This window comes from Tateyamaria sp. ANG-S1 (genome assembly GCF_000814025.1).
Taxonomy (GTDB): domain Bacteria; phylum Pseudomonadota; class Alphaproteobacteria; order Rhodobacterales; family Rhodobacteraceae; genus Tateyamaria.
This window is the reverse complement of record NZ_JWLL01000009.1, coordinates 80,633-104,082: the sequence shown is the minus strand read 5'-3', so window position 1 is coordinate 104,082 and position 23,450 is coordinate 80,633. Positions and strand designations below refer to the sequence as shown.

The following is a 23,450-nucleotide window of genomic DNA, read 5'->3' as shown; positions in this document are numbered from 1 at the left end:
GTTTGTTTGATGGGGTCATCCTATCAGCGCCTGATATTCTTTTTTGATATCTGAGGGTTAAGTGAGCTATCGAAAGGATAGTCCAACTAGCTGAAAGGGCTTTCGATCAGGCCCACGTAAATCATGATGAGCATCAAAAAAGCGGACAGTGAGGTAACCAGCTGGAACTTTGCAAACCCGCATTTAGCCGTCTCGGTCAGGCCGGAGCCGTCGCCAGAGCTCTGGTTGCCTCTATTCGACCATTTTTGTTTGGAGAGATGGAAAATCATGTAGATTTTCACAGACGCGTTGATGACCTGGTTCAGATACAGGATGAACGGCCAAGTCATGTCTGCTTTGCGGCTGTAGCCGAACAGGAACAGGCACAGCACGATGCGCGAGAATAACACCCAGATCAGACAGTTCCAGAAGTAGCCCGGTGCAATCATGCTGCCCAAGACCGCCATGACCGGGCTGACCATCATGGTCCACATTGCCAGCCGCTGATCTACCACGCACCACCAGATGAAAAACGGCATGGCCGTCGGGCCCAGGGCAATGGCGCGCGCGCCGTTGCGCAGCATGTTGCCCGACCAACGCCGGAAGTTCTGTACCATCCGCATCAGGCCGTTTTCCTTGATCACCTCGATTGTGTAGACGGTTGCGTCGGGCACATAGGTCATTTTGGCGCCTACGCTGAGCAACCTGTACCAGGTGGATTTGTCATCCCCGGACAAGAAGCGGAAGCGGCCCCAAAGCCAGTGGTTCAGATGGTCGGCCTCGATCGTGCGAATGAACTTTTCATCGAGGATATGGCGTGCGCGAAAAACGCTCATGCGGCCAGTAAGGGTCAGCACCCGGTTTGACAGCGCGTGGCTTTGCATCGCCAACCGGCGCTGGGCAAACCGCATATCCAGCCATTTTGAAATCCATGTCGGGCCATAGCAGATCACCTCTTCATCGGTAGTCAGGGCCTGCAGCTCGGGGTCGCTTCCAAACATCGACAGCGTCTTGCGGAGCACGTCACCGCCATAAAGCGCGTCGCCGTCCATAAAGATCACAAGGTCATCGTGAGCGGCGCCCGACCGCGCAATCGCGCGCAGGATCAGACCGATGGCCATGCGCTTGCCTGGCTGGTTCTGCCGAATGAAGATCAGTTCGGCCAGATCGTCGGGGATGTCCTGCGCATAGGTCTCGACAAAGTCGCGGATGATCTGCTCGTCATAGGCGCTGCCGGTGCCGATATAGAGCGAGGTTGGGATACCCTCGCGCTTGATCTGTCCCAGGATCGATCCAATGACGCGCTTGGTGATCGACGGCTCTTCGAAATAGGTGGTCATCTGGATATGCAATCGTTTGGGCCGCCAGCCAGCTTCCCAAAGAGCATCGGCGCGCTTGCGCATGCCCGGCCACTTGGTGCGGGCATAGACCTGTGCGCGCATGGCGTGGGTAAACCACCAACCGAACCGCCAAAGGCCCAGTGTGCCAAGAACCACAGTCACATGCAGGGTCGAAGGATTGGCAAAACGGTTGGGTACACTGGCCAAAAGCCACAGGAGCCCCATGAACAGCAGAAGGAACAGCGTGAATTGCGGCAGGGACCAACGCGCAAAGTAGTTCGGCACCGGTTTTTGTAATTCACGCAACCTGCGCGTCAGGTCCTTGTCAAAGGCGTATTCCGACATTTCCTCAGCCATGCCAAAGGCCCTTGTCGGCCAGCCAGCCACGAAGCCGCTGGCCCATCTGCCGCTTTGCCTCCAGATTGACCGGCGCCCCCAGGCGCAACCGGGCTTTGGTTGCTTGGGCGTCCAGCCCGACGGCCGAAACAGTCACCATTATGCCAAACTCGCCGGGCCTCTCCGGATGGTCGCCCGCCCTTACATCCGTGACCGCCCCCTCAAGCGTGATCTTTTCGCCGCTCTCGTTCAGTCCGATCGTGGCCGGCATCCCGATATACAGCGTCTCAGCAAATTTCTCCGAGACCCAGCCGACAGTGACACGCGGTTCCGCGTGTTCAAACACAAGCGCGTCCTGTTGCACTCCAAAAGGTTGTCCGGTTTGCAAGCGAACATCATGTACCAAACCATCTGACGGTGCACGTATGTGTCCGCGGTCGACTAATTCGAGCAATGCATCGCGGTCAGCTTGAATGCTGGCGACCCGAGCAGCCCGACGCGCAGCTTCGCTGGCGACCAGATCGGCAACAATCGTCACCGGGTCCGAGATAGCCGCAAGGTCATCATTGCGCCCGCGCATGGCCACCCATTGTTGACGCAAATCGTCAAACCCACCTTTGCCCAGAAAGCCCGTGTAGGTCCGTGCTGCAATGGCCATCCGCAAGGCAACGTCGTCTACCGCTTCTTGCGCCGCCAAATCGTACTGAGTAGCAAGACTGCGGTCATGCTCTGCCGTTGCGACAGCAAGTTCGGTTTCTATCTGTTCCAACCGCGCAAGCGTTTCAGGATCGCGCAGCCGGACAAGGATATCGCCAGCGTTAACTTGTTGCCCGGCTGATACCTCGACACTTTCGACAAAAGCGCCCTGAGACGGAAAAGCTGGGTACATGGTGGCAAGCACACGACCGTGTTGAATATCAATCCTGTCGAGACTGGAGAAGATATTGTTGCCGATAACCCCCACCACCATTGCGGCGATCAGCAGATAGGTGGCGATGTTAAACGCAACGCGGATAGGCCGGGGAATGAATTTTACCGGTTGTTCGGATTGCTCGGCGTCGGTTTGCTCCATCGGGACCAGGTCGACAGGTGTATCGAGGCTGGTGATGACCTCGCCACTGCTGGCCATCTTGCCCGACAACAACGAGCGATAGAACAGGGCCAAAGTCTCACGTTGCCTGCCGCTCAGCCCCTCAAGGCGGACGAGGTTGTTTTCCATGTCATTCGACAAACGAACGGGAAACCGAACATCCACACCTTGGAAGGGAACGCTGAGTGTGCCCGTCTTCGGACAATCTGGTGCACCTTCGGGCCAGCTCAGCCCCGACAACGACCAGCTTTGAATCTGCACCGATTCCCCCAAAGGTGTTTCCAACACCAGGGGTGCGCGAACTTTCCAAGCCATGTCGGCGTCTGGAGTTTCGTGGCGGATTCTCATCGCAAGCCTCTTTGTTGTGCGATGTGACCATAGCCAAACAGCCCACAAACCGTGTTGCGCACACGGAGAACCAAGCCTGCAAAAGACCATAAGGTTTATACAGAAGTATAGTCATGCCACATGGTTGTTGCTCAGCCTTGAGCCGCTCAAGACCGCAGTAACGAAACGATGCGATCTAGCGTTCTCCGCGTCTGAAGGGGGTCATCAACGCCTCGGGCACTTCAGCACGGCGCGCGACAAGAACCAATGCCAGGATCGACATCGCGTACGGGGCCATGAGCAACAGTTGATATGGCACGCCTTCGATCACTGTCTGGAGGCGCAATTGGAATGCATCGAAAAACGCAAAGAGCAATGCACCGATCAGCGCTTTTCCGGGCCGCCATGAAGCGAAGACCACAAGCGCGATACAGATCCAGCCGCGCCCCTGCACCATTTCGGGAAAGAAGCTGTTGAATGCCGCGGTTGTAAGAAACGCGCCACCAACGGCCATCAGGGCTGACCCGGCAATCACGGCTCCGATGCGGATCCAGGTTGGATTCAGCCCTTGCGCATCGACCGCATGCGGGTTCTCCCCCGTCATCCGAATGGCAAGCCCAAGAGGTGTGCGCGCCAGAACATAGGCCAAAACTGCAACCGACATCAGAGCCAGATAGGTGGGCATGGTTTGTTGAAAAACAATCGGGCCCAGGACTGGGAGGTCCGAAAGAATGGGTATGTCCAAGGGGCGAAAGGGCTCAATCGTCGGGGGCAAATCCCCGACCACAACAATCAGGCGATACAGGTAGTAGGCCAGCGCTGATGCAAAGAGCGTGACGCCAAGCCCGGAGACATGTTGTGACAGCCCAAGGGGTACCGTCAGCATGGCATGCAGAAGCCCGAAGAGGGCCCCTGACAATGCTGCAACCACAAGGCCCGTCCAAAGGTCGCCGCCCATGTAGACGGTCAGCCAGCCCGTCATTGCGCCCATGGTCATAATCCCCTCGATCCCGAGGTTGAGCACACCGGCGCGTTCACAGAGCAGCGCGCCAAGCACGCCAAAGATCAACGGGGTTGCGATACGCAGCACCGCCGCCCAAAGGCTGGTGTTTGCAAGAAGGTCCAATGCTTCGATCATTTTCGCACCCGGTACGTTGTGAACAGAAGCGCCACCAGCATCGTCAACAAACACAGCGCCACGATGACGTCCGAGATGAAGCTGGGCACCCCGGTTGCGCGGCTCATGGCATCTGCACCGACGAAGACCGTGGCCACAAAAACCGCCGCAGCAACGACCCCAGCGGGGTGGAGCGCCGCAAGCATGGCCACGACAATCCCGGCATACCCAAAGCCTGGCGACATCGTGGTCGTGACCACTGCCGTGACGCCGAGAACTTCCATCGATCCTGCCAATCCTGCCATGCCGCCGGAAAACAGCGCCACTGCCATCAGGTTTCTGGGCAGCGATATTCCCGCAAAGGATGCCGCCGATGGGCTTAGGCCCACCGCGCGGGTTTCGGTTCCGAACACTGTGCGCGCGAGGATTAGCCAGACCACGCCAGCCGCCGCAATGGCGATCAGAAACCCGATATGCAGGCGGGTGCGCGCGATGAGGTCGGGAAGGCGGAAATCGCTGTCGACCGGCACGGAAGAGGGCCAACCGAAGGCCATCGGGTCACGCAGCGGCCCTTCGACCATCAGGCCGACCAACAGGATAACGATGAAGTTCAAAAGCAGCGTTGTGACAACTTCATCGACCCCAAAGCGCAGACGCAGGTAGGTCGGGCCCGCTAAAAGAGCCGCCCCGGCGGCCATGCCGATGAGAAGCAATACGGCGATGCCGGGAACGGGCGGCAGCCCGAGCGAATGACCGACCCACGCTGTAATCAACGCGCCCATAAAGAACTGCCCCTCGCCGCCGATGTTCCAAAGTCGGGCGCGAAAGGCGATGGCGGCAGCCAAGCCTGTCAGGATCAAAGGTGTTGCGCGGGTCAGCGTCTCGGTCACAGAAAGCCGGGATCCGAACGCGCCCTGTAGCATTTCGGTGTACGCGGTCAGGGGGTTTACGCCTGCCGCAGCAATCAGGCCTGCGGCCAGAGTCAAGGCCACAGTGATGGCCGCGATGGGCGCCACGATCACAAGGTGGATTGGCACGTGGGCGCGTCGTTCAAGTCGCATATTCGCCCTCGGTCCAGACACCTGCCATCATCAGGCCCAGACGCTGCGGATCTGCCGCGCTGGCTGGGATCGGATGTGACAGGCGGCCCTTGACCATCGCCTGAATGCGGTCAGAGAGGGCGACGGCCTCTTCCAACTCTTCCGAAATCAGCAAGATCGCGGCTCCAGCGCTGCGGGCGGCCAGAAGTGCGGCATGGACGGCGGCAATCGCGCCTTCATCAAGGCCCCGTGTCGGCTGATTGGCCAGCAGCAACTTGGGTCTGATCGACAGGCAGCGGCCCAGGATCAGCTTTTGCATGTTGCCCCCCGATAGCAGCCGCGTCCGCGTGTCCGGGGTCGCTCCGCGAATATCAAATCGTTCAATCAACCCGGCGGCATAGGCTTTGCAGGCCCTTTGTCGCACGAAGCCACGGGTGGAGAAATGTGGTGCGCGCAGGCGTTCGAGTACGGCGTTTTCCCAAACCGCCAATTCGCCGACCACGCCCTCGCTATGGCGGTCTTCGGGAATACGACCGACGCCCGCGCGTATCACCCCGCGGGGACCGAGCGAGCGGACGTCTTGCTCCTCAAGTGTAAGACTGCCTGCCGTTGGCTTCGTCTGTCCGGAGAGAAGCGCGCCCAGGCTGGCCTGACCATTGCCTGATACGCCGACGATCCCGAGTATTTCACCGGCTGACACTGTGAAAGACAGATCGTCCAGCTTGACCTTGCCTTCGGCTTCGACCCTGACAGAGTTGGCAACAAGCACCGGCGCGCCGATCTTGTGATCCTTGCGTACGGGTCGCTCAACCTTGCGGCCGACCATCAGTTCGGCCAATTCCTCGGCGCTGGTGTCCGCTGTATTGCGCTCAGCAACTATCCGACCGCTGCGCAGCACCGCCACGCGGTTCGAGGCAGCCATGACTTCATGCAGTTTGTGACTGATGAAAATCAGCGATAGCCCTTCTTTCGTCATCTCCTTCAACGTCTCGAACAGGCGCTGTGCTTCGGGGCGGGCCAGCACGGCTGTCGGTTCATCGAGGATGAGGATACGCGCGTCGCGGTAGAGTGCCTTGAGGATCTCGACCCGCTGACGCTCTCCGACCGACAGCCTGCTGATCTTTTCATCGGGGGACACTGGCAGGCCGAAGCGCTCGGCGATTTTCAGCAGTTTGTGGCGCGCTGATGTGCGGGCTGATCTTGTGCGCCAGAGGGGCTCGGACCCGAGCATGATGTTGTCGAGGACTGTCAGGTTTCCGGCCAGGGTGAAGTGCTGGTGGACCATGCCCACGCCTGCATCAATCGCGGCGCGCGGTCGGCCCGAAGGCAACTCTTGGCCAAACACCCTAACGGTGCCCGCGTCGGCGGCATAGTGGCCGAAGAGGATATTCATCAATGTCGTCTTACCTGCGCCATTTTCACCCAGAAGCGCCAGGATTTCGCCCTGTCCGAGGGTCAGCGAGACGTCGTCATTGGCCGTGAGCTTGCCAAATCGCTTGGTGATCCCGTCAAGTTCCAGCACCGGGGTCATTGCGGCATCCCTGCGATTGGCGCTGGATAGGCGATGGGCGGCGGCGTGATCTTTGCCGCAAGTGCAAGCAGCATGGCGTCAGACCCTCGCGGTCCCATCAACTGCACGGCTGTGGGCGTGGGCCCGCACGTGGGCAGAGGGATGGCGAGCGCGGGCAGGCCAGCGATGTTGGCAAATGCTGCGTTTGGTGCCAGCGCTTCCATCTTTGCAAGGTGCCCTGCCACATCTGCGTGATCGGTTGGGAATGCGCCCAATGGCGGCGGGGGGCCTGACAGGATGGGCATAAGGATCGCGTCGACATCTGCAAACAACGATAGCGCGGCATGGCTGATCTGCTGAATGCGGCGGCTGAGGGCAAAGATTTGCGGACCGGTTATGGCGCGACCCAAGGTGGCATTGGCCGCAGAGAGGAGAGAGACCTCATCATCCGTGATCCCAAGCGCGTCCAGCCACTCTGCCAGCGATACGGCAAGGATTTGGCCTGCGATTGTCTGGGCCTGTCGCCCAAGGTCATCTGGGGCGGGTTGGCGTATGACAATCGCACCCGCTGCTTTAAAAAGCTCAGCCGCCTGACGTGCTGCGTCGGCTTGAAGGGTGTTGCAGCGTTCCGGTATCGCTAGCGCGATCCGGGGGCGCTTTGGCGCTGTGCCTTGCGGCAGAAATGGTGCAAAGGCAGCAGCGATGTCGCGCAGGGACCGCGCGAGGACACCTTCGCCGACGATACCCATCAGATAATTGCCAAAGTCAGGTCCCATGGGTGTCGCCCCGCGCGATGGCTTGAGCCCCCAAAGGCCACAGCACGCGGCGGGCACCCGGATGGACCCCGCCGCATCCGTTGCATGTGCAATGGCGACGATACCGGCTGCGACGGCGGCGGCAGCTCCGCCTGAGGAGCCACCGGGCGATAGGTTTATGTCAAAAGGGTTCAGGGCAGGGGGCTGGTTAGTAGGTTCGGAACTCAGCGCAAATCCGAATTCTGGCGTTGTGCTCAGACCAACGGGGATTAGCCCCTGCGACCGAAGACCCTTGAAAAAATCGCTATCCTCGGGCGGATCGGTGATGCGCGCGCGCATCGCCTCTGACCCGGCAGAAGGTGCAAGGCCTTGCGCGTGGGACCCCAGATCCTTGGCCAGCATGGGCACTCCGCCGAACGGGCCGTCAATCCCGGCAGGGATCTTGTCGCGGGGAAGCAGTCGGGCCACGGCGCCCAAGCCCGCCTGCGCGTCGGCGCAGGCGAGTGTGGCATCCATCACTTGCGAAGCAGTCGTATGCCCCTGGGCGATGGCATTTGCGAGGGCCGTGGCGTCCAAGTGTTAGGCCGGCTCGTCGTTGTTGATCGGCACGTCCCATTCGCCGGACTTGATCTGTGCCTGACGCGCTTCCATGGGTGCAATGGCGTCGGCCGGGACGTCCTCGGCGACATAGATCAGTTCATTGCCGCCATAGGCCATGAATGAGTACTCCGTATAGTCGCGTCCCACTGGCTTACCCGCCTGAACATCAGCCACGATTGCTTCGATGGTTGGGCCGTAGTTCCAGATCGCGTTGGCAAACACCGTGCCGGGATACCGCGGCGTATAGTCGATGAGCGAGCCAATCGCCTTCACGCCGCGTTCTTCGGCGGCGTCGGCCGTGCCGATCCGTTCGCCGAAAAGAATATCGGCGCCTGCGTCGATCTGGGCCAAGGCGGCCTCTTTCGCGCGGGCCGGATCGAACCACGCACCGAGGAACGCATTGAGGAAGGTCGCGTCGGGGTTCACTTCCGTGACGCCCGCGCGGAACGCATTGATCAGCAAGTTCACCTCTGGGATCGGGAAGCCTCCGACCGAGCCGAAGACATTCGACTCCGACATTGTGCCTGCCAACATGCCGGCGAGGTATGCGGCCTCGTGATTGCGGGTGCCAAACACGCCAAAATTGTCGCCTTCCGGTCCGCCAGAGGACCCCATCAAAAACGCCGTGTCGGGGTAGTCTGCAGCCACTTCGCGCGCCTCGCGCTCAACCGCATAGGATTCGCCCCAGACCAGATCCACGCCGCTTTCGGCGTATTCACGCATTGCACGCGGGTAGTCGGTTGGCGCAACGCCTTCAGAAAACTCATATGTGATCAGGCCGGATGCAGCGGCTTCCTGAAACGCCAGGTGGATGCGGCTGTTCCATGCGTTTTCGACCGGAGAATTGTGCACACCTGCGATACGAACTGCGCTTTGGGCGTTGGCGCGCCGGATGTATGCGGGCAAGGCCAGTGTCGCAGCGGCACCGATCAGAAGCTGACGGCGGTTGGATGTAAACGTCATAGTAAGTCCTTTCGTTTAAGTCGCAGCGTATTATGGATCTTTGGCCGTCGGCGCATAATCGGCCGGATCAAGGGTTTCTGCACGGTTTGGGAGGTCGAGATGCGCGACCCGAGGTTCCGTGCGGGCAATGACTTTTCCATGTTTGATGACAGCGAGGCGTGTCGCCCGCAGGCGGACGGCTTCAATGGGATCGCGGGCTTGAAGAACAACCATGTTGGCGGGGCCGCCCTCGCGGATTGTGGGATCGGGCAGACCCATGGCGCGCGCACCGTTGACCGTTACGGAAGTGAAGGCCCATTCCATCGCCTCGCGAGAGGTCATAGGAACCGCATGAACCCCCATATGCGCCACGTCTAGCATGTCAGCCGAGCCAAGCGAGTACCACGGGTCCATCGTGCAGTCCTGGCCAAAGGCCACGTTCACGCCTGCCGCCCGCAACTCTCGCACGCGGGTTAACCCACGGCGGCGGGGGTAGGTGTCTGACCTGCCTTGAAGGGTGATGTTGATCAGCGGATTTGGGATCACGTTCATCTCACTTTCAGCGATGAGCGGTATCAGCTTGCTGGCGTAATAATTGTCATAGGAATGCATTGCAGTGACATGGCTGGCAGAGACGCGCCCGCCAAGACCCAGGCGCGTCGTCTCTGCGGCAAGTGTTTCCACATGGCGTGACATTGGATCATCGCTTTCGTCGCAATGAATATCCACCATGAGACCACGGTCAGCCGCGATTTCGCACAACCGCAGGACGGAGCGCGTGCCGTCAGACATGGTACGTTCGAAATGTGGGATACCCCCCACTACGTCGACGCCCATATCAAGCGCGCGCAACAGGTTCTTCTCAGAATTGGCTGTCCGAAACAGGCCATCTTGCGGAAAGGCCACGAGTTGCAGATCGATATAGGGGGCAACGGTTTTGCGCACTTCGATAAGCGCCTCAACGGCGGTCAGCCTGTCGTCGCAAACGTCGACATGGGTGCGGATTGATAACAGACCTTGAGACACCGCCAGATCGCAATATCGCAGGGCGCGTTCCATTACGGCTTCTGGTGTCAGCAATGGTTTCAGCTCGCCCCACAGTGCTATGCCTTCCAGCAATGTACCCGAGACGTTCAATCGCGGTAAGCCGAGGCTCAGCGTGGCATCCATATGGAAGTGCGGGTCGGTAAATGGCGGGGCGACAAGCTGCCCCGTGGCGTCAATTTCCGCGCGAGCTTCGGCGTTGATGTGAGGCGAAATCGCGGCGACTTTGTCTCCGACGATCCCAATATCCAAAGGACCTTGCCCATCCGGCAAACGGGCCTGCCTTAAAATCAAGTCCAACGCGGCATCTCCTTCAATTCCCTTACCATATGGTAAAAGTTTTCTGTGTCCTTCGTATGATTGCGTTGCGTGACATGAAAAGCGTCATCTGACTAAGAAACGGGCAGCTATTGCGGTGCATTCAACCATAGGGCGACGGTTTTGCGTGCGGCAAAGTTCGTTGTGCGAAACTGGCGCGATAATCCCACAGGATGAAGATGTGATTGCCGGGCTCGAACAGACCGAGGTTTCGTTCCTGCGCACGCTCTTCGGCGATGATGCTGCTGCCATGCAGGTTTGGACTGCGGCGGGCGAGACACCCGTCACCGACCCGGCATTGGCAGCTGTCCTCTGCCGTGGGCTCGGCCTGACCACGGCAGAGCTGCACGCCCTGACCGATGCGCTCGATCCGACCTTCAGCCTTTCGGATGGCGTCGATGCGAACGGGCTGGCCGCACTCTACCGCCTGCGCACGGTTTTCCGTCTCTTCGGTTGGTCGATCGCGGACGGCCTTCGGCTTCTTGCCTGTCTGGGTGCCGATACAGACCCGAGCCGGGCAGTCCTGATGAAGGTAGATAGCCCGGAAGACCTCATCCGCCTCTGCGACGCGCTCGACCAACTGGCCGCGCTCGCACGCTGGATGGACAGCGTAGAGATTTCTCCTTCGACGCTCTGCGCCATTCTGATCCCGACCGAGGCTGGTGCGGTGCCCGACCTGAGCGACACTGACCGCGCCTGGCTCGACGCCCTTGGGACCGCAAGCGCACCGCTGGCGATCCACGCGGAAACATTTTTCGAGTTCCAGGATTGGCACGGCCCCGTTTTCATCGAGGCCGAGACCTGGCTGGCGCACTTGCAGGCGCGAGGCGATATCCTCCATCCGTCAGGTATCTTCCGCGCCAACGTTACGGTCGATCAGATCGAGACGGTGGTTGCTGACATGCTCAAGACCGCGTCCGTAGATCTTGAACACCCCCAGAATTCGGCGCGCCGCGAACAACTTGTGACACGGCTCTTGCGGTTGCACGATAATCAGGTCCAGGCGGTTCTGGCCCATATTGCCACTCTTAGCCGCAGTCTCACTGCCGCGGGGGCCGACCCGCTCACGCGCTGGGCGCAGACCAGCCCGCTAGACCTGCTGGATATCCTGTTGAACGACGGTGATGATCGGCAGCGTTTTTTCTGGATGGAAGGGCTCAAGCGATACGTTAGCGTCATCGAAGCCTTTGGCTTGGGTGATATTGACCTCTGGATCGCGGGTCACAGGCAACACTGGCTTTCCGCCACCTTTGGCGCGAATTTGCAACCGCTCAGCCTCGATCAACTCTTCCATTTGCAAGCGTTCGCGGCCCTTCAGGTCGGCGCGGCGAATGATGCGACCTGGCGCGGGTACCTTGCCTTCGTCAACGAGGGTCAGCAGGATGCGGATCAGACGGACTGGCACATCGCTGCGGTCGACACTCTTGCTGTCCTGTTCGGCACAGCCCCCGAAGAGATGACCCTCTATCTTCAAGATATCCTCGGTCCCGAACACGTCCCGACGGATATCGAGACGCTTGAAACCATCGTCCGCCATGTCCGGCTTGCCGAGGACCTGGCGGTCAGCGCAGATGGTTTGCTGGCCCTCAAAGCGGTCGCGAACGCGGGCGAGACGGCCGATTGGCAGGCTGCTGCAACCGCGGCCGAGGCAGGCCTCGCCCAGTTCAATGATGGCAGTCAGGTGCCCGCTTACCGTCACGCCTTTGCCGAACTCAAACGCGACGCCCTCGTTGCCGCTTACATGAAAACGAAAGTCGCGGGCGATCTGGACCTGACGGAGACAATCAAGGACCGCGACGCGCTTTATCGTCACCTGCTGCTCGATGTGGATGTCACCAGCGCGGTCCCGACCAGCCCGATTGTCGAGGCGGCAAGTTCCCTGCAACTCTACATCAGTCGTGCGCTCAGCGGATTGGAGCCGGAGATTGGTTTTTATGATCGGGACGCCCTGCAGGCGCAGTGGGAGCTTGATCAGGACTATCGCCAATGGGAGGTCAATCAGAAGCTCGCCCTCTATCCGCAGAACTATATCGAGCCTGAACTGCGCTATGTGACATCGCCGGAATTCGATGAGCTTTTGCAGGCCGTCTCTGGCAAGAGCGTTGATACAGACGCAGTCTAGGCGGCGGTCAACACCTAAATGGCCGGCCTTGCCAGCCGCTGCGATCTCAAGCTCTGCAGCATGTTCGTCGACCGCAAGGGCGGGGGCGAGACCACCTATCATTTGCTTGCGCGCGCGCAGTGGGAACCGGGCCGCTTCTTCTACCGCAAGCTCGACGCGGACTACGCATTGATCGCGGATCTCGATGATCCAACGCAGTACCTCAAGGCGATGGATTGGACCTTCTGGAAAGAGATCGTCATCCCGTCCACGTACGATCTCTTCTCGGACGTTTCGGTCTGCTATTTCCGTAACCGCTACTTCTTTTTCTGGCTCGAGATTGAAAAGTTGGAAAATCAGGGCCCGGATGCCGACGCCACCGCCTGGCGCATCCATCCCCGCTATATGCGCTGCGACACCAGCGCGCTCACCGGGCCGATGCACGCGCCCAAGCTCTTCACATCCGGTGATCTGGCCGACGCAAGCCAGACGGTCGGGGTCGACGATGCGTTCGTCTGGTATGGGACCCGGCCGCAACTGGATGGAACATATCATCCGGCCCGCATTTCAGATGCCTTCACGTTCAGTAAGAGACAGATCAATACAAACCCAGAGGAAGAGGTCGTCACCGCGATCGTCGTCACGTTCGGCGTTGCGCTTCGCGACGATGCGAGCAAACGCCACGACACATCGATACAGCTTCGCCTGACCGACGACTGGGCCGACGCACTGCATATCCTTGATGAAGCGGTGAACACCAGCTTCGACGAGTCTGCGCCGCAGGGTTATGACAGCGTTTATCCCCGCCCCAACAAGCCTTTCGCGGCAACTCCGGACAAAGAGTTCTTCGAAGCCACTCACGAACTCGGCAATACGCTCAACTTCAAGTACGAGGAGGTGAACTCATACTCCCCGGAGGGCAACTACCTCCGCATCTTTAATGAATTCAAAGCCGACACATACAACACGTCGACCCGTTTCCGTATGGCCGAAGCTGGCTCGGGCAACCTAGGGACGCTCGACGTTAGCGTCGATCTCGGACCAAGGTCCTATCGCTTCCAAGAAAAGGGTTATGTCGATGGAGACAATCTGGGCGCACGAGAGGCTACTGGCACCCGCCTGTTCTTACAACTGACTGTCACGGTCAGCGCCCCGGGCGAGAAATGCCGCGAACTCACCCTGCCCGAAACAGAACTGGTATCGGCACCGTTCAACTTGACTTGGCCTGCCAATGATCCCATGCCTGCCCCTATCACCCATGTGGCATCCGAGACGGTAAACTGCCTTGTGCCTTTGCCGGTAGATCTGGCTTTCGACGGAACGAGCGAAACCACCAGGACGGTCAAGATGAACATCCGGCGCGAGGCGCCGAAGATGATCGTGCGCAAGAGAAGGTACTACAGCTACGGTTCATAGCGTGAGCCTGCCGACCTGCTGCGGCACCTGCGCGTGGCCGGTGACCTTCACTATCCATTGCTGCTGCCTGGCGCGATCTGCCTGGGATGGGCGGCAGCGATCCTACATGTTGCTGGCTTGATCATCGCTGTTCCCACACGCGCGAAGATACGCCGACGGTCGCCTCCAAGCTGCAATCGACTCGTCAGGGAGATGCGGACGTGGCACGCTTTGCGTGTTTGTTAAAAGTATTTGTGCAGGAGCTTTTTGATGAAGTGGTGCGTGATTTCGTACAGGCTGACCGGATCGTGCGCATCACGGTACCTCTGAGCGAGGACACTATTTGAGCCCTTATACGCCCCTGTCCCGCAAGTGACCCATCTGAGATGTCCAGCCTCACACGATCAAGATTGGAGATGTGAATGCCCCCAGCACACCGCAAAGGCGATATCGGGTCCGGCCATGGCTGCCATTTCCCTCCGACACCGGCCACCGGAGGCAGCCCCGACGTCTTCGTCAATGGAAAACCCCTTATGCGGCAGGGGGACAGTTTTGCCTCTCATGCCTGTGTGAGAGGTCATGCGCGTACGCATAGCCGGGCGCTATCCTCTGGATCGGTTTCTGTTTTTGTGAATGGGTCCCCAGCCGGGCGCAAGGGGGACAGCATCAATTGTGGCGGAGTTGCTGAAACGGCCAGCCCGGATGTGTTCATCGGCGATACCGTGAGTTCCGGGGCAGGCGCTAAGACCAGAAGTTTCCCGTTCAGCGCCCGCAAGCCACAATGCCAACGCAGTATGGCAGCGGCAGGAATGCCGTTCCTTAAACCGTAGAGGCTGCGATGGTTGCAGTTGAGGTGCTGACGCCACGGTCTGCGGGGACGCAGTACGACGAGCTTGCAGCCGCTGTCGAAGGCGCTTTGGCAGATGGCAACAGGCTTGCCGTTGCGTTGGATGGCGCCTTGTTCGCAGATATATCCGCATCCCTAGAAGACTTGGATATCTGGGGAACCCCGCTGTGGGGCGGGAGCCTGCCCCGTGCCCAAGTTGATGCGGGCCCGTGGATGGCCTTTCCGGACAGACGACCGGTCAACGCAGTGGATGGGCTACCGAAAGCCCCTGAAAACATCGCGGCGGATCCGGAGGCGCATGCAGCTTTTCTTGCTGACGCAGCATCGCAGCTCGCGGACAGTGAAAGCCGCCCAGCGGATGGAGTTTTCGGCGCTGCGGGCATTGCCGCGCGGGACGCGCAAGATACGCGAGCGGTTTTGTCCGCATTGATCGAAAACTGCGTGCCCTTTTCCCCGGTCTTCTGGGTCTTACCGCCCCGTAAAACGTTCGTTGATGGAGACATCGACACCGATGTAAGTACGTTGCGGCGGCACTTGCGCAGTCTGAACCTCATCCTTCTTGCACGCCGTCCCCGGCCAAGGCATCCCGATGCAAGTGGTCAGGAGGAGGTCGCATTCCGGCACGCTGATGGCCGAGCCATGGCGGTCGTTGCGTCTCTTCTTCGGCCCGATCAGAACGCGCGTTTGCTGGGGCCAGCGGTGTCCATGTTCGCTGTCGTCCCGGATGGCGCGATATGTCACGATGGCACCCTGTCCCATGTGGTCAGGCTCGATCGGGAACCGACAGCGGAAGACAACTCTCAGGACGGTCTTCAGCCCCTTTCTCTTGATCCGCAGCAAGTGGATGCGCTGGGTGATGCACGGGCGTCGGAGCTGGATGTTGCGATAGCGCGTCATCTTTCCCGTGCCTATCCCGAGATCAACGAAATGGCCGCGCAGGACGTCCGGAGACGTGCCAGTGAACTGCGCCGCATTGCAACATCGCGAACGGCGTTTCGGGCTGACCAACACATCGCGGACCTCGTTGAGATCTTATGGCATTACGGTGCCTCGATCCTTCAAAGACCGGACATCAAGGTCTGTCTGTCGCGTAAAGACTGGTCCCAAGAGCGCAAATGCGCCGCCCTTCGCCGGACCCTCTTGCCACCGGCCACCAATGCGGGAATTGATGTCTGATGCCACAGGATGCCCCTTTCAGTACAACTCGTTCGTCGCCGACGCCTGTCGGTGTTTGTCCCGATGACTGTGACGAAGCTTTCGCGATGGTTCAGGACGAGGTGAACCGGATCAAGCGACAGGGTCCCGGCATGGCCGATATGGATATGGAGAGCCGAACCTATCGCGAGATTCCAGCAGAAGTCATACGCAACGGCTATATCACGCAAGCCTACACCGATCTTGCGGCTGATATGCCTGAAAATCACTGGGTTCGTCTGGCGTCTTACGTGTCGGTACAAGGGGGCTGTGCGATCCGGCAGGCCGCCAGCGCTGACGATATGATCCCGGACCGCATCTTCGGCGGAGCTGATACCGGCGCAAACATGCTGACTGCGCTCGGTGAGGCGAATGTTGCCATCTTCGAGAGTATCTATCCCCCGATGCGGATGGCCGCGAATTGCGGGATCGAACGAGTACTCGAGTGCGCTGATGAAGGCGCCATTCAATTGGAACAAGACCTGCGGACGGCGCTGGAGCAGATGCAAGATGGTGATCTGCGAGGAGCTGCGGACACCATTGCCCGATATGAACAGATGGAAGTTGTGCAACCGGTGTACGAGCGATGGCCGGGCACTTTTCAGGCCGCAGGGGTCGTTGACGGCCTGAACGTGTTTCAGGACATGACCTCGATCCCGGTCGCCAAGACTTGCACCCGAGAAAACCTGGTTCCCCTGGGGGACCGATCTATCGCGAGTCCGACGGACCGCGTGGATTATTACCGTGATCTGATGGATCGCATGTACGAAATCGAAGGTATCCGCGAGTGATGAGGATGCGCACATGTTTCAAAGAAAATGGATCGCTGCATATGTCGGATTGCTCATTCTCGCGGGCGCATTTCTCTGGTGGCGAGGTGCGGCAGTGAACCTTGATCCGCCGAAAGTCTTGGAACTCGGTCTGCTGGACGAAATTTCCAAGTTCTACGAACGCATCGGCTCGGAACTGCCAATGGGGACTGAACGGCCCCGTCAGGATGACGATGTGGTCTTTTTTCAGGCGCTTGCCTCCGGCACGAGCGGCCCTGACGGTTACATCCTGCGGTATAACGATGGCACCTGTCCGCCCATAACCTTACCAGCTGGGCGTTTGATCCGGGTGGACCACGTGGGCCCTTGGATTTCCGGTGTCTATGCGACGCTTCCGATGGAGCCGCTTTCCTTTCAAGATGCCCGTGCGGCATCGGATGACATCATTACATCCATGATGGAGGCGGGCTGGGAACGCAGCTTCTACCGCCCCGACGTCGATGAGGCGCGCATTGCCGAAAGCATGGGCCGTCGATATATCCTCGCCCGGCTAAACGTTTGCGGGACTGAAGGAACCTATGCGGAGGTGGTGTTGCGAAGCTACGGCGACGGATCACCGGGCTTTTCCGCCCCGCCCCTCGCGGTCGGTCGATCCCTGCCAGAAGACGAACCGATCCGCTACCTCATTGCTGTGTCGATCATTGCGCGCGATTTCGATGACGCCACGCCAAACCTGATTGCGCCACGCGAAGACCTGGTGCGCGCCCGGCGCGAAGCGGTCACTGGCAATCCGAGACAAGCGATACCGCTGTCCGTATGGCTCGAAGAGCCGAACTGGACGCCTTGAGTGCATTACCCACTGGCGTCCGCGCGGTAACCTATGAAAACAAAATGCCCCCGTTGATGTCGATGTTGGTGCCTGTGATGAAAGCGCTGTCATCGCTTGCCAGAAACAGGACGAGATTTGCGGCATCCTCAACATGCCCTTGGCGTTTGAGTGGTGCGCTGGCTTCAAAGCCACGCCGGCCTGCATCGGGCGTGTGGACGTTGTGAAAGTCGGTGTCGATCATGCCGGGGCATAGGGCGTTGACCCGAATGTCTGGCCCGAGTTCCTTTGCAAGCCCGCGTGTCATTGTCATGATTGCCCCTTTTGAGGTCGCATATGCAACTGCGCCAGGGCCGCCACCATCGCGGCCCGCTTGACTGGCCAGGTTCACAATGGCGCCGGAGGTCATTTGCGCAAGACACGCCTGGGTCATCAGGAAAGTGCTTGTCACGTTCAAACGTATCACAGCCTCCCAGTGCTCCAAAGGCATCTCGGCGATCGTTTTCCGCCCGATCAATCCGCCCGCGTTGTTCACAAGAATATCGACACCACCGAAGGCATCTACTGTCGCCTGAACCAGTGCCTGTACATCCGCCTGCTTGTTCAGATCACCCTGCATGGCCAGGGCGTTTCCCCCCTTGGCCTTGATCGCAGCGACAGCGTCATCCGCACCTTTTGAACTTGAGAAATAGTTGATGGCGACATTTGCCCCTTCAGAGGCCAGTTTCTCAGCAACGGCGCGGCCAATGTCGCGACCTCCTCCGGTCACGATGGCGGTCTTTCCTGCGAGTTTCATGTCGATCCTTCCTGTTTGCGAATGACCCAGTGCGGGCCGATGTTTCGGTTTATGAGTAGAGTAGGGGCGCCCGTTAGAAAGCGCCCGGCATAAGCGCCTTGGGCAGCCACAGAATGATTGCGGGAAATGCGGCGAGCATCACGAGGATGAAGAGCATTGGGGCAAGGATAATCACCACTTCGCGCAGCACCTGCACGACGTTCAATCCTCCAATCGCTGCTGAGATCAACAGGCACAACCCATAGGGCGGTGTCACCAGTCCGAAAGCGAGTGAGACGATCCCGATGATTGCAAATGCGATGGGATCGACGCCGCCAGCCTGGGCCACGGGCATCAGCACCGTGCCCAGAATGATGATTGTGGGGATGGCGTCGATAAACAGCCCGAATACGAGAAACAGGGCGGCGATGACCATGGCTGTGCCGAAGGGGCCAAACTCCCACGCCGTCAGGACACTCACGATCAGGCGAGGTGCATTGTAGAAGGACAGCAACCAACCGAACGCCGAAGCGGTGCCAATGGCAAAGAGTGAAATAGCGGCAAATCGGGCCGTGTCATATAGGATGAAGCCAAGGGTGCGGACTGTCACCGTGCGATAGACAAACATGCCCAAGACCAATGCATAAGCGGCGGCGATGATCGCGCTTTCCGTGGGCGTCACGATCCCGCCGACAATCCCGCCGATGACGAAGATGGGCGTCAGAAGGGCGAGGGCAGCGCCTTTCCAGGCGGCCCAAAAAGCGCCAAGGCTTGGCGTTGCGGTCACCGGATAGTTGCGCACCTTGGCAAAGCAATAGACGGTGCCCATCAATGTCAGGCCGATCATAAGCCCCGGGACAGCGCCACCCAGGAACAGCGCCCCGACAGAGACCTGCATCACACCGCCCCATACGATCATGAGAATGGATGGCGGGATGATCACACCCATGACCGAAGAACAGGCCGTGATCGCTACCGCAAATCGGGTGTCGTACCCCTCTTTCTGCATGGCCGGGATCAGTATTTTCCCGATCCCCGCAGCGTCCGCCGTGGACGAGCCTGAGATGCCCGCAAACAGCATGGACACAGCAACGTTCACATGGCCAAGCCCGCCCGGCATCCACCCGGTCAGCACGCGGGCCAGCTCGATCAAACGGTCCGTCACCTTGCCAGAATTCATCAGATTGGCAGCCAAAAGGAAGAATGGCACAGCGAGCAGGATGAAGGAATTGTATGACTGGAACATCCGGTCCAGCACGATGAACGGGGTCAGGCGCAACTCCAGCAAGACAACCGGGACGGTTGCCAAGCCCAAAGCAAACGCAACCGGAATGCGGATCAGGATCAAGACGACGAAAGCCCCGATCAAAATCAGTGTGGCGGTGGCTGTGTCCAGGATCATCAGACGACACCTCCGCGCGCGCGAAAGATCGCGATCTCTTGGGCAAGGCGATAGCCCGACAACAGCATCCACAAGCCACCAGCGATGGGGACAGAGATATGCGTGATCATAAGGTTGGCCCGCATCATGACAGATCGCTGCTTGCCACCGAATTCGGCGTATTCAACGCCGTAGAACAGGAACAAAGCGCCGAAGGCCATGATTGCAAAGTGCACGACACCGCGTTGCATGAGCGTCATGAAAGGGGTTTGAGCATCCCGCGTGATGCGCACGTCAAAATGAGTGCCATCCCAAACGGCAACCACCGATCCGATCATCACGATCCAGACAAATAGAAAGGTCGCGAGTTCTTCGGTCCACAGGAACGATGGGATGATTCCCGTGTATCGAGACAGGACCTGCATCGCGACCGGGATGGCCAGTGCGCCCATCAGCGCGCCAAGAAGAATGCGCAGGCTCTTGCAGAACCCATCAAGTAGTCGGCCAAGCATGACGCCCCCGGATTTGCGGCAGAACACGGTGCCAGGATTTTCGGAAAGCCAATGGGCGGCGCAGTTCTCTGCATCCGCCCATTGGCTCGGAGGCATTTACATGCCGCGGACGTTTGTGAGCAGCTCTGTCGCGCCGAGGCTTTCGGCGTAGGAGTCCTGCACCGGCTTCACCAGTTCGAGCATCTTCTCGCGACCGGCAAAGTCGTGAATGACGATCTGTCCGGCTTCGGACATCTCTTGCAGGATTTCACCATCGGCGCCGCTTTCAAGGGCGCGGCCAAAGGCACCGGCTTCTGCACCAGCTTCCATGACCGCGCTTTGCAGGTCTGCGGGCAGCCCATCGAAGGTTTTGGCAGACATCACAATCGGGCGTACCGTGATCGTGTGCTGCGTCAGTGAGATGTGCGGTGCCACTTCGTAGAACTTCAGGTTCTGGATCGAGGCGGCCTCGTTCTCGAACCCGGCAATAACGCCAGTCTGGATCGCGTTGTAGACCTCGTTGTACGCGATGGCCGACGGGGCCGCGCCAACGGCATCGAACGTCTGCGCCTGAATGGGCGCCCCCATGACACGCATCCGGTGGCCTGCCAGCTCGTCCATGCTGGTCACCGGCTCTGCCGAGGCCAAGTTCCGCACCCCGCCGCCATGGTAGCCAACGATCACAATGCCCGCCGCTTCGCGCAGGTCCGCTTCCAAAGGTGCGAAGGCGTCAGATGACAGAACGGCATTCCAGTGGTCCAGATCGCGAAACAGGAACGGCATGTCCATGAGCGGAATGCTCTCGGAAAACACCGCCATATTGGAAGGCGCAAGGATCGTGTAATCGACCGCAACGCCCTGGTTCAGATAGGTCACGTAGTCGGACTCGACGCCAAGTTCGCCGTTGAGCCGCAGGTCAAAGCTGACGTCCCCATCGTATTTCTCGGCCACCAAACGCTCGAATTCCCGCAGCGTTTTCGTGAACGAATGCTCTTCGTCGAACATGCTGGCGCCGCGCAGTGTCACGTCGGCTTGGGTCACCGATACCCCGGCCAGCACCATCGCTGACGTTGCCAGAGCCTTGAGTGTTACATTGATCATTGTGTCCTCCCTGATCAGTTTCTTTTCGCTCCCTTGGTCGGTCTTGGATCAACCGACCACATCACCTGCGAGTTCTGCCTCTACCGAAATGCGCGCGTGCCTAGCGCGCCTCCAGCCGGAGAGACGACTCTTTAGTTGATGTTCCAGATGAAAGCCCTAACTGGGATACTAGTCAACCATTATTGTTGAGAAGAACTGTAGGAAGAGATTTCCTGGAAGCTCCAAAGCAATAGGCAGTAGCCTAGTAGCCTGAAGTAACGTCTTTTACTCCGGGCGATCGTCTGACAGAGTTGCGATAGACAGAAAGGCAGCGAAAGAATTATGGCGGCACTGGGAACCTTGGAACGCACAACCGGTAGTGATCTGGTCTTTGACCAACTCTTCGAGCAAATCACCAAGCTGGAGCTGCTGCCTGGAACCAAGATCTCGGAATCGGAGATCGCGAAGGCATTTGGCTACTCAAGGCAGCCGGTGCGCGAGGCGTTTACCCGACTTGCCGGTCTCAACCTTCTTCTTGTTCGCCCGCAGCGCGCCACTGTCGTCCGACCCTTTTCCAGAGAGTTGATCGCAAATGCCCGGTTCGTTCGGGCCGCGATAGAGCTTGAGGTCGTGCGCACCGCAACGGTGGAACGCGATATGTCCATTGATCCAAAGCTGAAATCGAACATGAAGGCGCAGGCCGAAGCGATTGTGGTGGAAAACACCGATCTGTTTCACGAATTGGACTACGAGTTTCACAAACTTCTGTGTGCCTCGGCGCGGCAAAGTTTTGCCTTCGATCTGATCGCGGCAAACAAGGCTCAGGTTGACCGGCTGTGTATGCTGGCACTCACCAGCAAGGATGCGATGACCGTGCTTTACAACGACCACCAGGACCTGCTTGACGCCATCATGTCAGGTGACACAGGCAAGGCTGACGTGACGCTGCGGGAACACCTTGGCAGGCTGACGCCAACGATTGATGCGATCTACACGACGCACCGTGCATACTTTGATGACTAGTCATGCGATGATGATGCAAAGGCCTGGAAACTGAAAGCAAAGCTTATGCTGCGTCTGGATCTGTTCTAGCGCCGAGCTTTCGAGGCGATCTCAGCATAGAAAACAGGCGCTGCAGCAGGGCGTAATTTAGCAGGGATTCTGCGCCCTGGCCCGTCAATCCATATTGCTGAAAACAACAAAGGCGGCCGAACGGCCGCCTTTCTGGATTGAATGCAGTATTACAGCTTACCAGCTATTGTAGCCGAGGAATTTGCCAGACATCTCGACCTTTACGCGATCCCCTTTGGGGTGTTCGACGCGGGTCACGGACATGTCGAAATCAATCGCCGACATGATCCCGTCACCAAATTTCTCCTGGATAATGGCCTTCAGAGTCGGACCATAGACACCGACGATCTCATAGAAACGGTAGATGCAGGGATCGGTGGGCACGGCTTGTTCCCAGATCTTGGTGGGGCTTTCGGCCAGCACGGCTTCGGCCTCTTGGGGCAGGCCCATGGTTTGCACCATCAAAGCGGCTTTCTCGGCCGGGAAGGCATTCATGCCCATAGCCGCTGAGTGGGTCCACACCGGTGACATATCGATCTTGTCGGCGATCTCTTCCCAGGTCAGACCTGCCTGCCTTTTCGCAGACAGGATCATCGCTGTGACGTCTTCCTTTGTCATCTCGGTCATTATTGTGTCCTTCATCTTACAATCCTAACGCTGTTAGCCCGGGGTGATCGTCTGGCCGCGGCGTGCCTTCGGGCCAGTGAAACTTGCGCTCCGCTTCGGCAATCGGGACATCGTTGATCGAGGCATGACGCACAGCCATGTACCCAAGCGCATCGAATTCCCAGTTCTCGTTTCCGTGGGCGCGGTACCACTGACCCGCGTCATCATGCCATTCATAGCAAAACCGCACGGCGATCCTGTCGTCGCTGTGGCACCATATCTCCTTGATCAGGTGGTAGCCGGTCTCCTTGGCCCATTTGCGGGTCAGGAAGGCTTGCACCTCGTCGCGGCCCGACGGGAATTCTGATCTGTTGCGCCAGCGGGTATCGACTGTGTAAGCTTGCGCGACCTTTTGTGGATCGCGTGTGTTCCAGGCATTTTCCGCCATCCGCACCTTCTGCACCGCGTCCTCGTAGCTGAATGGCGGCAGGGGTGGGCGTTGGGGTTCTGTCACA

General features: G+C 59.1%; 22 protein-coding genes. 8 read left to right on the top strand and 14 right to left on the bottom strand.

The genetic code is table 11. From position 1 onward, the window contains the following. Nucleotides 1-86 precede the first annotated feature (86 nt). The 8 genes from RA29_RS17565 to RA29_RS17530 all read right to left on the bottom strand — a co-directional run bounded on the left by RA29_RS17565 (nt 87) and on the right by RA29_RS17530 (nt 10,380). Nucleotides 87-1,676: a glycosyltransferase gene (locus RA29_RS17565; protein WP_039688424.1), complete on the bottom strand. Its 1,590-nt coding sequence runs from the start codon at nt 1,674-1,676 to the stop codon at nt 87-89. After that, a complete protein-coding gene (locus RA29_RS17560) occupies nt 1,669-3,141 on the bottom strand; it encodes a biotin/lipoyl-binding protein (protein ID WP_193743572.1) in 1,473 nt (490 codons plus the stop codon). The genes RA29_RS17565 and RA29_RS17560 overlap by 8 nt, the downstream gene beginning before the upstream one ends. A gap of 127 nt (nt 3,142-3,268) precedes the next feature. Further along, a complete protein-coding gene (locus tag RA29_RS17555; RefSeq protein ID WP_039688420.1) occupies nt 3,269-4,210 on the bottom strand; it encodes an ABC transporter permease in 942 nt (313 codons plus the stop codon). After that, a complete protein-coding gene (locus RA29_RS17550) occupies nt 4,207-5,250 on the bottom strand; it encodes an ABC transporter permease (protein ID WP_039688418.1) in 1,044 nt (347 codons plus the stop codon). Before RA29_RS17550 ends, RA29_RS17555 begins: the two co-directional genes overlap by 4 nt. Continuing rightward, nucleotides 5,240-6,760 (bottom strand): ABC transporter ATP-binding protein, encoded by a 1,521-nt coding sequence (locus RA29_RS17545; protein WP_039688417.1) that lies wholly within the window; start codon nt 6,758-6,760, stop codon nt 5,240-5,242. The genes RA29_RS17550 and RA29_RS17545 overlap by 11 nt, the downstream gene beginning before the upstream one ends. Further along, complete coding sequence (locus RA29_RS17540; RefSeq protein ID WP_039688415.1) at nt 6,757-8,070, bottom strand: amidase; 1,314 nt, start codon at nt 8,068-8,070, stop codon at nt 6,757-6,759. The genes RA29_RS17545 and RA29_RS17540 overlap by 4 nt, the downstream gene beginning before the upstream one ends. A gap of 3 nt (nt 8,071-8,073) precedes the next feature. Further along, on the bottom strand, nt 8,074-9,057 hold the full coding sequence (locus tag RA29_RS17535) for a BMP family protein (protein ID WP_039688413.1): 984 nt from the start codon (nt 9,055-9,057) through the stop codon (nt 8,074-8,076). A 30-nt stretch (nt 9,058-9,087) separates the two neighbouring features. Further along, nucleotides 9,088-10,380 carry an amidohydrolase family protein gene (locus RA29_RS17530; RefSeq protein WP_039688411.1) on the bottom strand — a complete coding sequence of 431 codons (1,293 nt, stop codon included), beginning with the start codon at nt 10,378-10,380 and terminating at the stop codon, nt 9,088-9,090. A 199-nt stretch (nt 10,381-10,579) separates the two neighbouring features. Here RA29_RS17530 and RA29_RS17525 point away from each other — a divergent pair, with 199 nt between their 5' ends. The 7 genes from RA29_RS17525 (at nt 10,580) to RA29_RS17495 (ending at nt 17,552) form a co-directional block, all read left to right on the top strand. After that, complete coding sequence (locus RA29_RS17525; RefSeq protein ID WP_152613071.1) at nt 10,580-12,520, top strand: neuraminidase-like domain-containing protein; 1,941 nt, start codon at nt 10,580-10,582, stop codon at nt 12,518-12,520. An 18-nt stretch (nt 12,521-12,538) separates the two neighbouring features. Beyond that, complete coding sequence (locus RA29_RS17520; RefSeq protein ID WP_039688407.1) at nt 12,539-13,915, top strand: neuraminidase-like domain-containing protein; 1,377 nt, start codon at nt 12,539-12,541, stop codon at nt 13,913-13,915. A 200-nt stretch (nt 13,916-14,115) separates the two neighbouring features. Then, nucleotides 14,116-14,241 (top strand): hypothetical protein, encoded by a 126-nt coding sequence (locus RA29_RS23785; protein WP_275041512.1) that lies wholly within the window; start codon nt 14,116-14,118, stop codon nt 14,239-14,241. 75 nt (nt 14,242-14,316) lie between these two features. Further along, a complete protein-coding gene (locus RA29_RS22540) occupies nt 14,317-14,724 on the top strand; it encodes a PAAR domain-containing protein (protein ID WP_082029594.1) in 408 nt (135 codons plus the stop codon). Between the two features lie 8 nt (nt 14,725-14,732). After that, nucleotides 14,733-15,917, top strand: coding sequence for a hypothetical protein (locus tag RA29_RS17505; protein ID WP_039688404.1), 1,185 nt, complete (start codon nt 14,733-14,735; stop codon nt 15,915-15,917). 131 nt (nt 15,918-16,048) lie between these two features. Beyond that, a complete protein-coding gene (locus tag RA29_RS17500) occupies nt 16,049-16,726 on the top strand; it encodes a hypothetical protein (protein WP_152613070.1) in 678 nt (225 codons plus the stop codon). A 13-nt stretch (nt 16,727-16,739) separates the two neighbouring features. Continuing rightward, complete coding sequence (locus tag RA29_RS17495; RefSeq protein ID WP_039688400.1) at nt 16,740-17,552, top strand: hypothetical protein; 813 nt, start codon at nt 16,740-16,742, stop codon at nt 17,550-17,552. Nucleotides 17,553-17,583: 31 nt separating this feature from the next. Here RA29_RS17495 and RA29_RS17490 read toward each other — a convergent pair whose 3' ends face one another. The 4 genes from RA29_RS17490 to RA29_RS17475 form a co-directional block, all read right to left on the bottom strand. Then, on the bottom strand, nt 17,584-18,327 hold the full coding sequence (locus RA29_RS17490) for a 3-oxoacyl-ACP reductase family protein (protein ID WP_039688398.1): 744 nt from the start codon (nt 18,325-18,327) through the stop codon (nt 17,584-17,586). Between the two features lie 73 nt (nt 18,328-18,400). After that, nucleotides 18,401-19,708 (bottom strand): TRAP transporter large permease, encoded by a 1,308-nt coding sequence (locus RA29_RS17485; protein ID WP_039688396.1) that lies wholly within the window; start codon nt 19,706-19,708, stop codon nt 18,401-18,403. Beyond that, nucleotides 19,708-20,295, bottom strand: coding sequence for a TRAP transporter small permease subunit (locus RA29_RS17480; protein ID WP_241462641.1), 588 nt, complete (start codon nt 20,293-20,295; stop codon nt 19,708-19,710). Before RA29_RS17480 ends, RA29_RS17485 begins: the two co-directional genes overlap by 1 nt. Next, a complete protein-coding gene (locus tag RA29_RS17475; protein WP_039688394.1) occupies nt 20,296-21,279 on the bottom strand; it encodes a TRAP transporter substrate-binding protein in 984 nt (327 codons plus the stop codon). A 321-nt stretch (nt 21,280-21,600) separates the two neighbouring features. Between RA29_RS17475 and RA29_RS17470 the strand changes: the two genes are divergently transcribed. Further along, nucleotides 21,601-22,281 carry a GntR family transcriptional regulator gene (locus tag RA29_RS17470; protein ID WP_039688392.1) on the top strand — a complete coding sequence of 227 codons (681 nt, stop codon included), beginning with the start codon at nt 21,601-21,603 and terminating at the stop codon, nt 22,279-22,281. Nucleotides 22,282-22,506: 225 nt separating this feature from the next. Here the strand turns inward: RA29_RS17470 and cynS are convergent, their stop codons facing one another. Both cynS and RA29_RS17460 read right to left on the bottom strand, forming a co-directional pair. Then, nucleotides 22,507-22,956 carry a cyanase gene (cynS, locus tag RA29_RS17465; RefSeq protein ID WP_193743571.1) on the bottom strand — a complete coding sequence of 150 codons (450 nt, stop codon included), beginning with the start codon at nt 22,954-22,956 and terminating at the stop codon, nt 22,507-22,509. Nucleotides 22,957-22,972: 16 nt separating this feature from the next. Next, the gene (locus tag RA29_RS17460; protein ID WP_039688388.1) at nt 22,973-23,449 is read right to left on the bottom strand and encodes a nuclear transport factor 2 family protein; all 477 of its coding nucleotides are present in this window, start codon (nt 23,447-23,449) and stop codon (nt 22,973-22,975) included. Nucleotide 23,450 lies beyond the last annotated feature (1 nt).

Excerpts from the sequence above, each read along its gene's own strand:
- RA29_RS17490 (WP_039688398.1), bottom strand. The coding sequence starts at position 18,327 with ATGAAACTCGCAGGAAAGACCGCCATCGTGACCGGAGGAGGTCGCGAC.
- cynS (WP_193743571.1), bottom strand. The coding sequence starts at position 22,956 with ATGACCGAGATGACAAAGGAAGACGTCACAGCGATGATCCTGTCTGCG.
- RA29_RS17475 (WP_039688394.1), bottom strand. The coding sequence starts at position 21,279 with ATGATCAATGTAACACTCAAGGCTCTGGCAACGTCAGCGATGGTGCTG.
- RA29_RS17555 (WP_039688420.1), bottom strand. The coding sequence starts at position 4,210 with ATGATCGAAGCATTGGACCTTCTTGCAAACACCAGCCTTTGGGCGGCG.
- RA29_RS17480 (WP_241462641.1), bottom strand. The coding sequence starts at position 20,295 with ATGCCTCCGAGCCAATGGGCGGATGCAGAGAACTGCGCCGCCCATTGG.
- RA29_RS17495 (WP_039688400.1), top strand. The coding sequence starts at position 16,740 with ATGTTTCAAAGAAAATGGATCGCTGCATATGTCGGATTGCTCATTCTC.
- RA29_RS17535 (WP_039688413.1), bottom strand. The coding sequence starts at position 9,057 with ATGACGTTTACATCCAACCGCCGTCAGCTTCTGATCGGTGCCGCTGCG.
- RA29_RS17505 (WP_039688404.1), top strand. The coding sequence starts at position 14,733 with ATGGTTGCAGTTGAGGTGCTGACGCCACGGTCTGCGGGGACGCAGTAC.
- RA29_RS17470 (WP_039688392.1), top strand. The coding sequence starts at position 21,601 with ATGGCGGCACTGGGAACCTTGGAACGCACAACCGGTAGTGATCTGGTC.
- RA29_RS17565 (WP_039688424.1), bottom strand. The coding sequence starts at position 1,676 with ATGGCTGAGGAAATGTCGGAATACGCCTTTGACAAGGACCTGACGCGC.
- RA29_RS22540 (WP_082029594.1), top strand. The coding sequence starts at position 14,317 with ATGCCCCCAGCACACCGCAAAGGCGATATCGGGTCCGGCCATGGCTGC.
- RA29_RS17545 (WP_039688417.1), bottom strand. The coding sequence starts at position 6,760 with ATGACCCCGGTGCTGGAACTTGACGGGATCACCAAGCGATTTGGCAAG.
- RA29_RS17520 (WP_039688407.1), top strand. The coding sequence starts at position 12,539 with ATGGCCGGCCTTGCCAGCCGCTGCGATCTCAAGCTCTGCAGCATGTTC.
- RA29_RS17550 (WP_039688418.1), bottom strand. The coding sequence starts at position 5,250 with ATGCGACTTGAACGACGCGCCCACGTGCCAATCCACCTTGTGATCGTG.
- RA29_RS17500 (WP_152613070.1), top strand. The coding sequence starts at position 16,049 with ATGGCCGATATGGATATGGAGAGCCGAACCTATCGCGAGATTCCAGCA.
- RA29_RS17485 (WP_039688396.1), bottom strand. The coding sequence starts at position 19,708 with ATGATCCTGGACACAGCCACCGCCACACTGATTTTGATCGGGGCTTTC.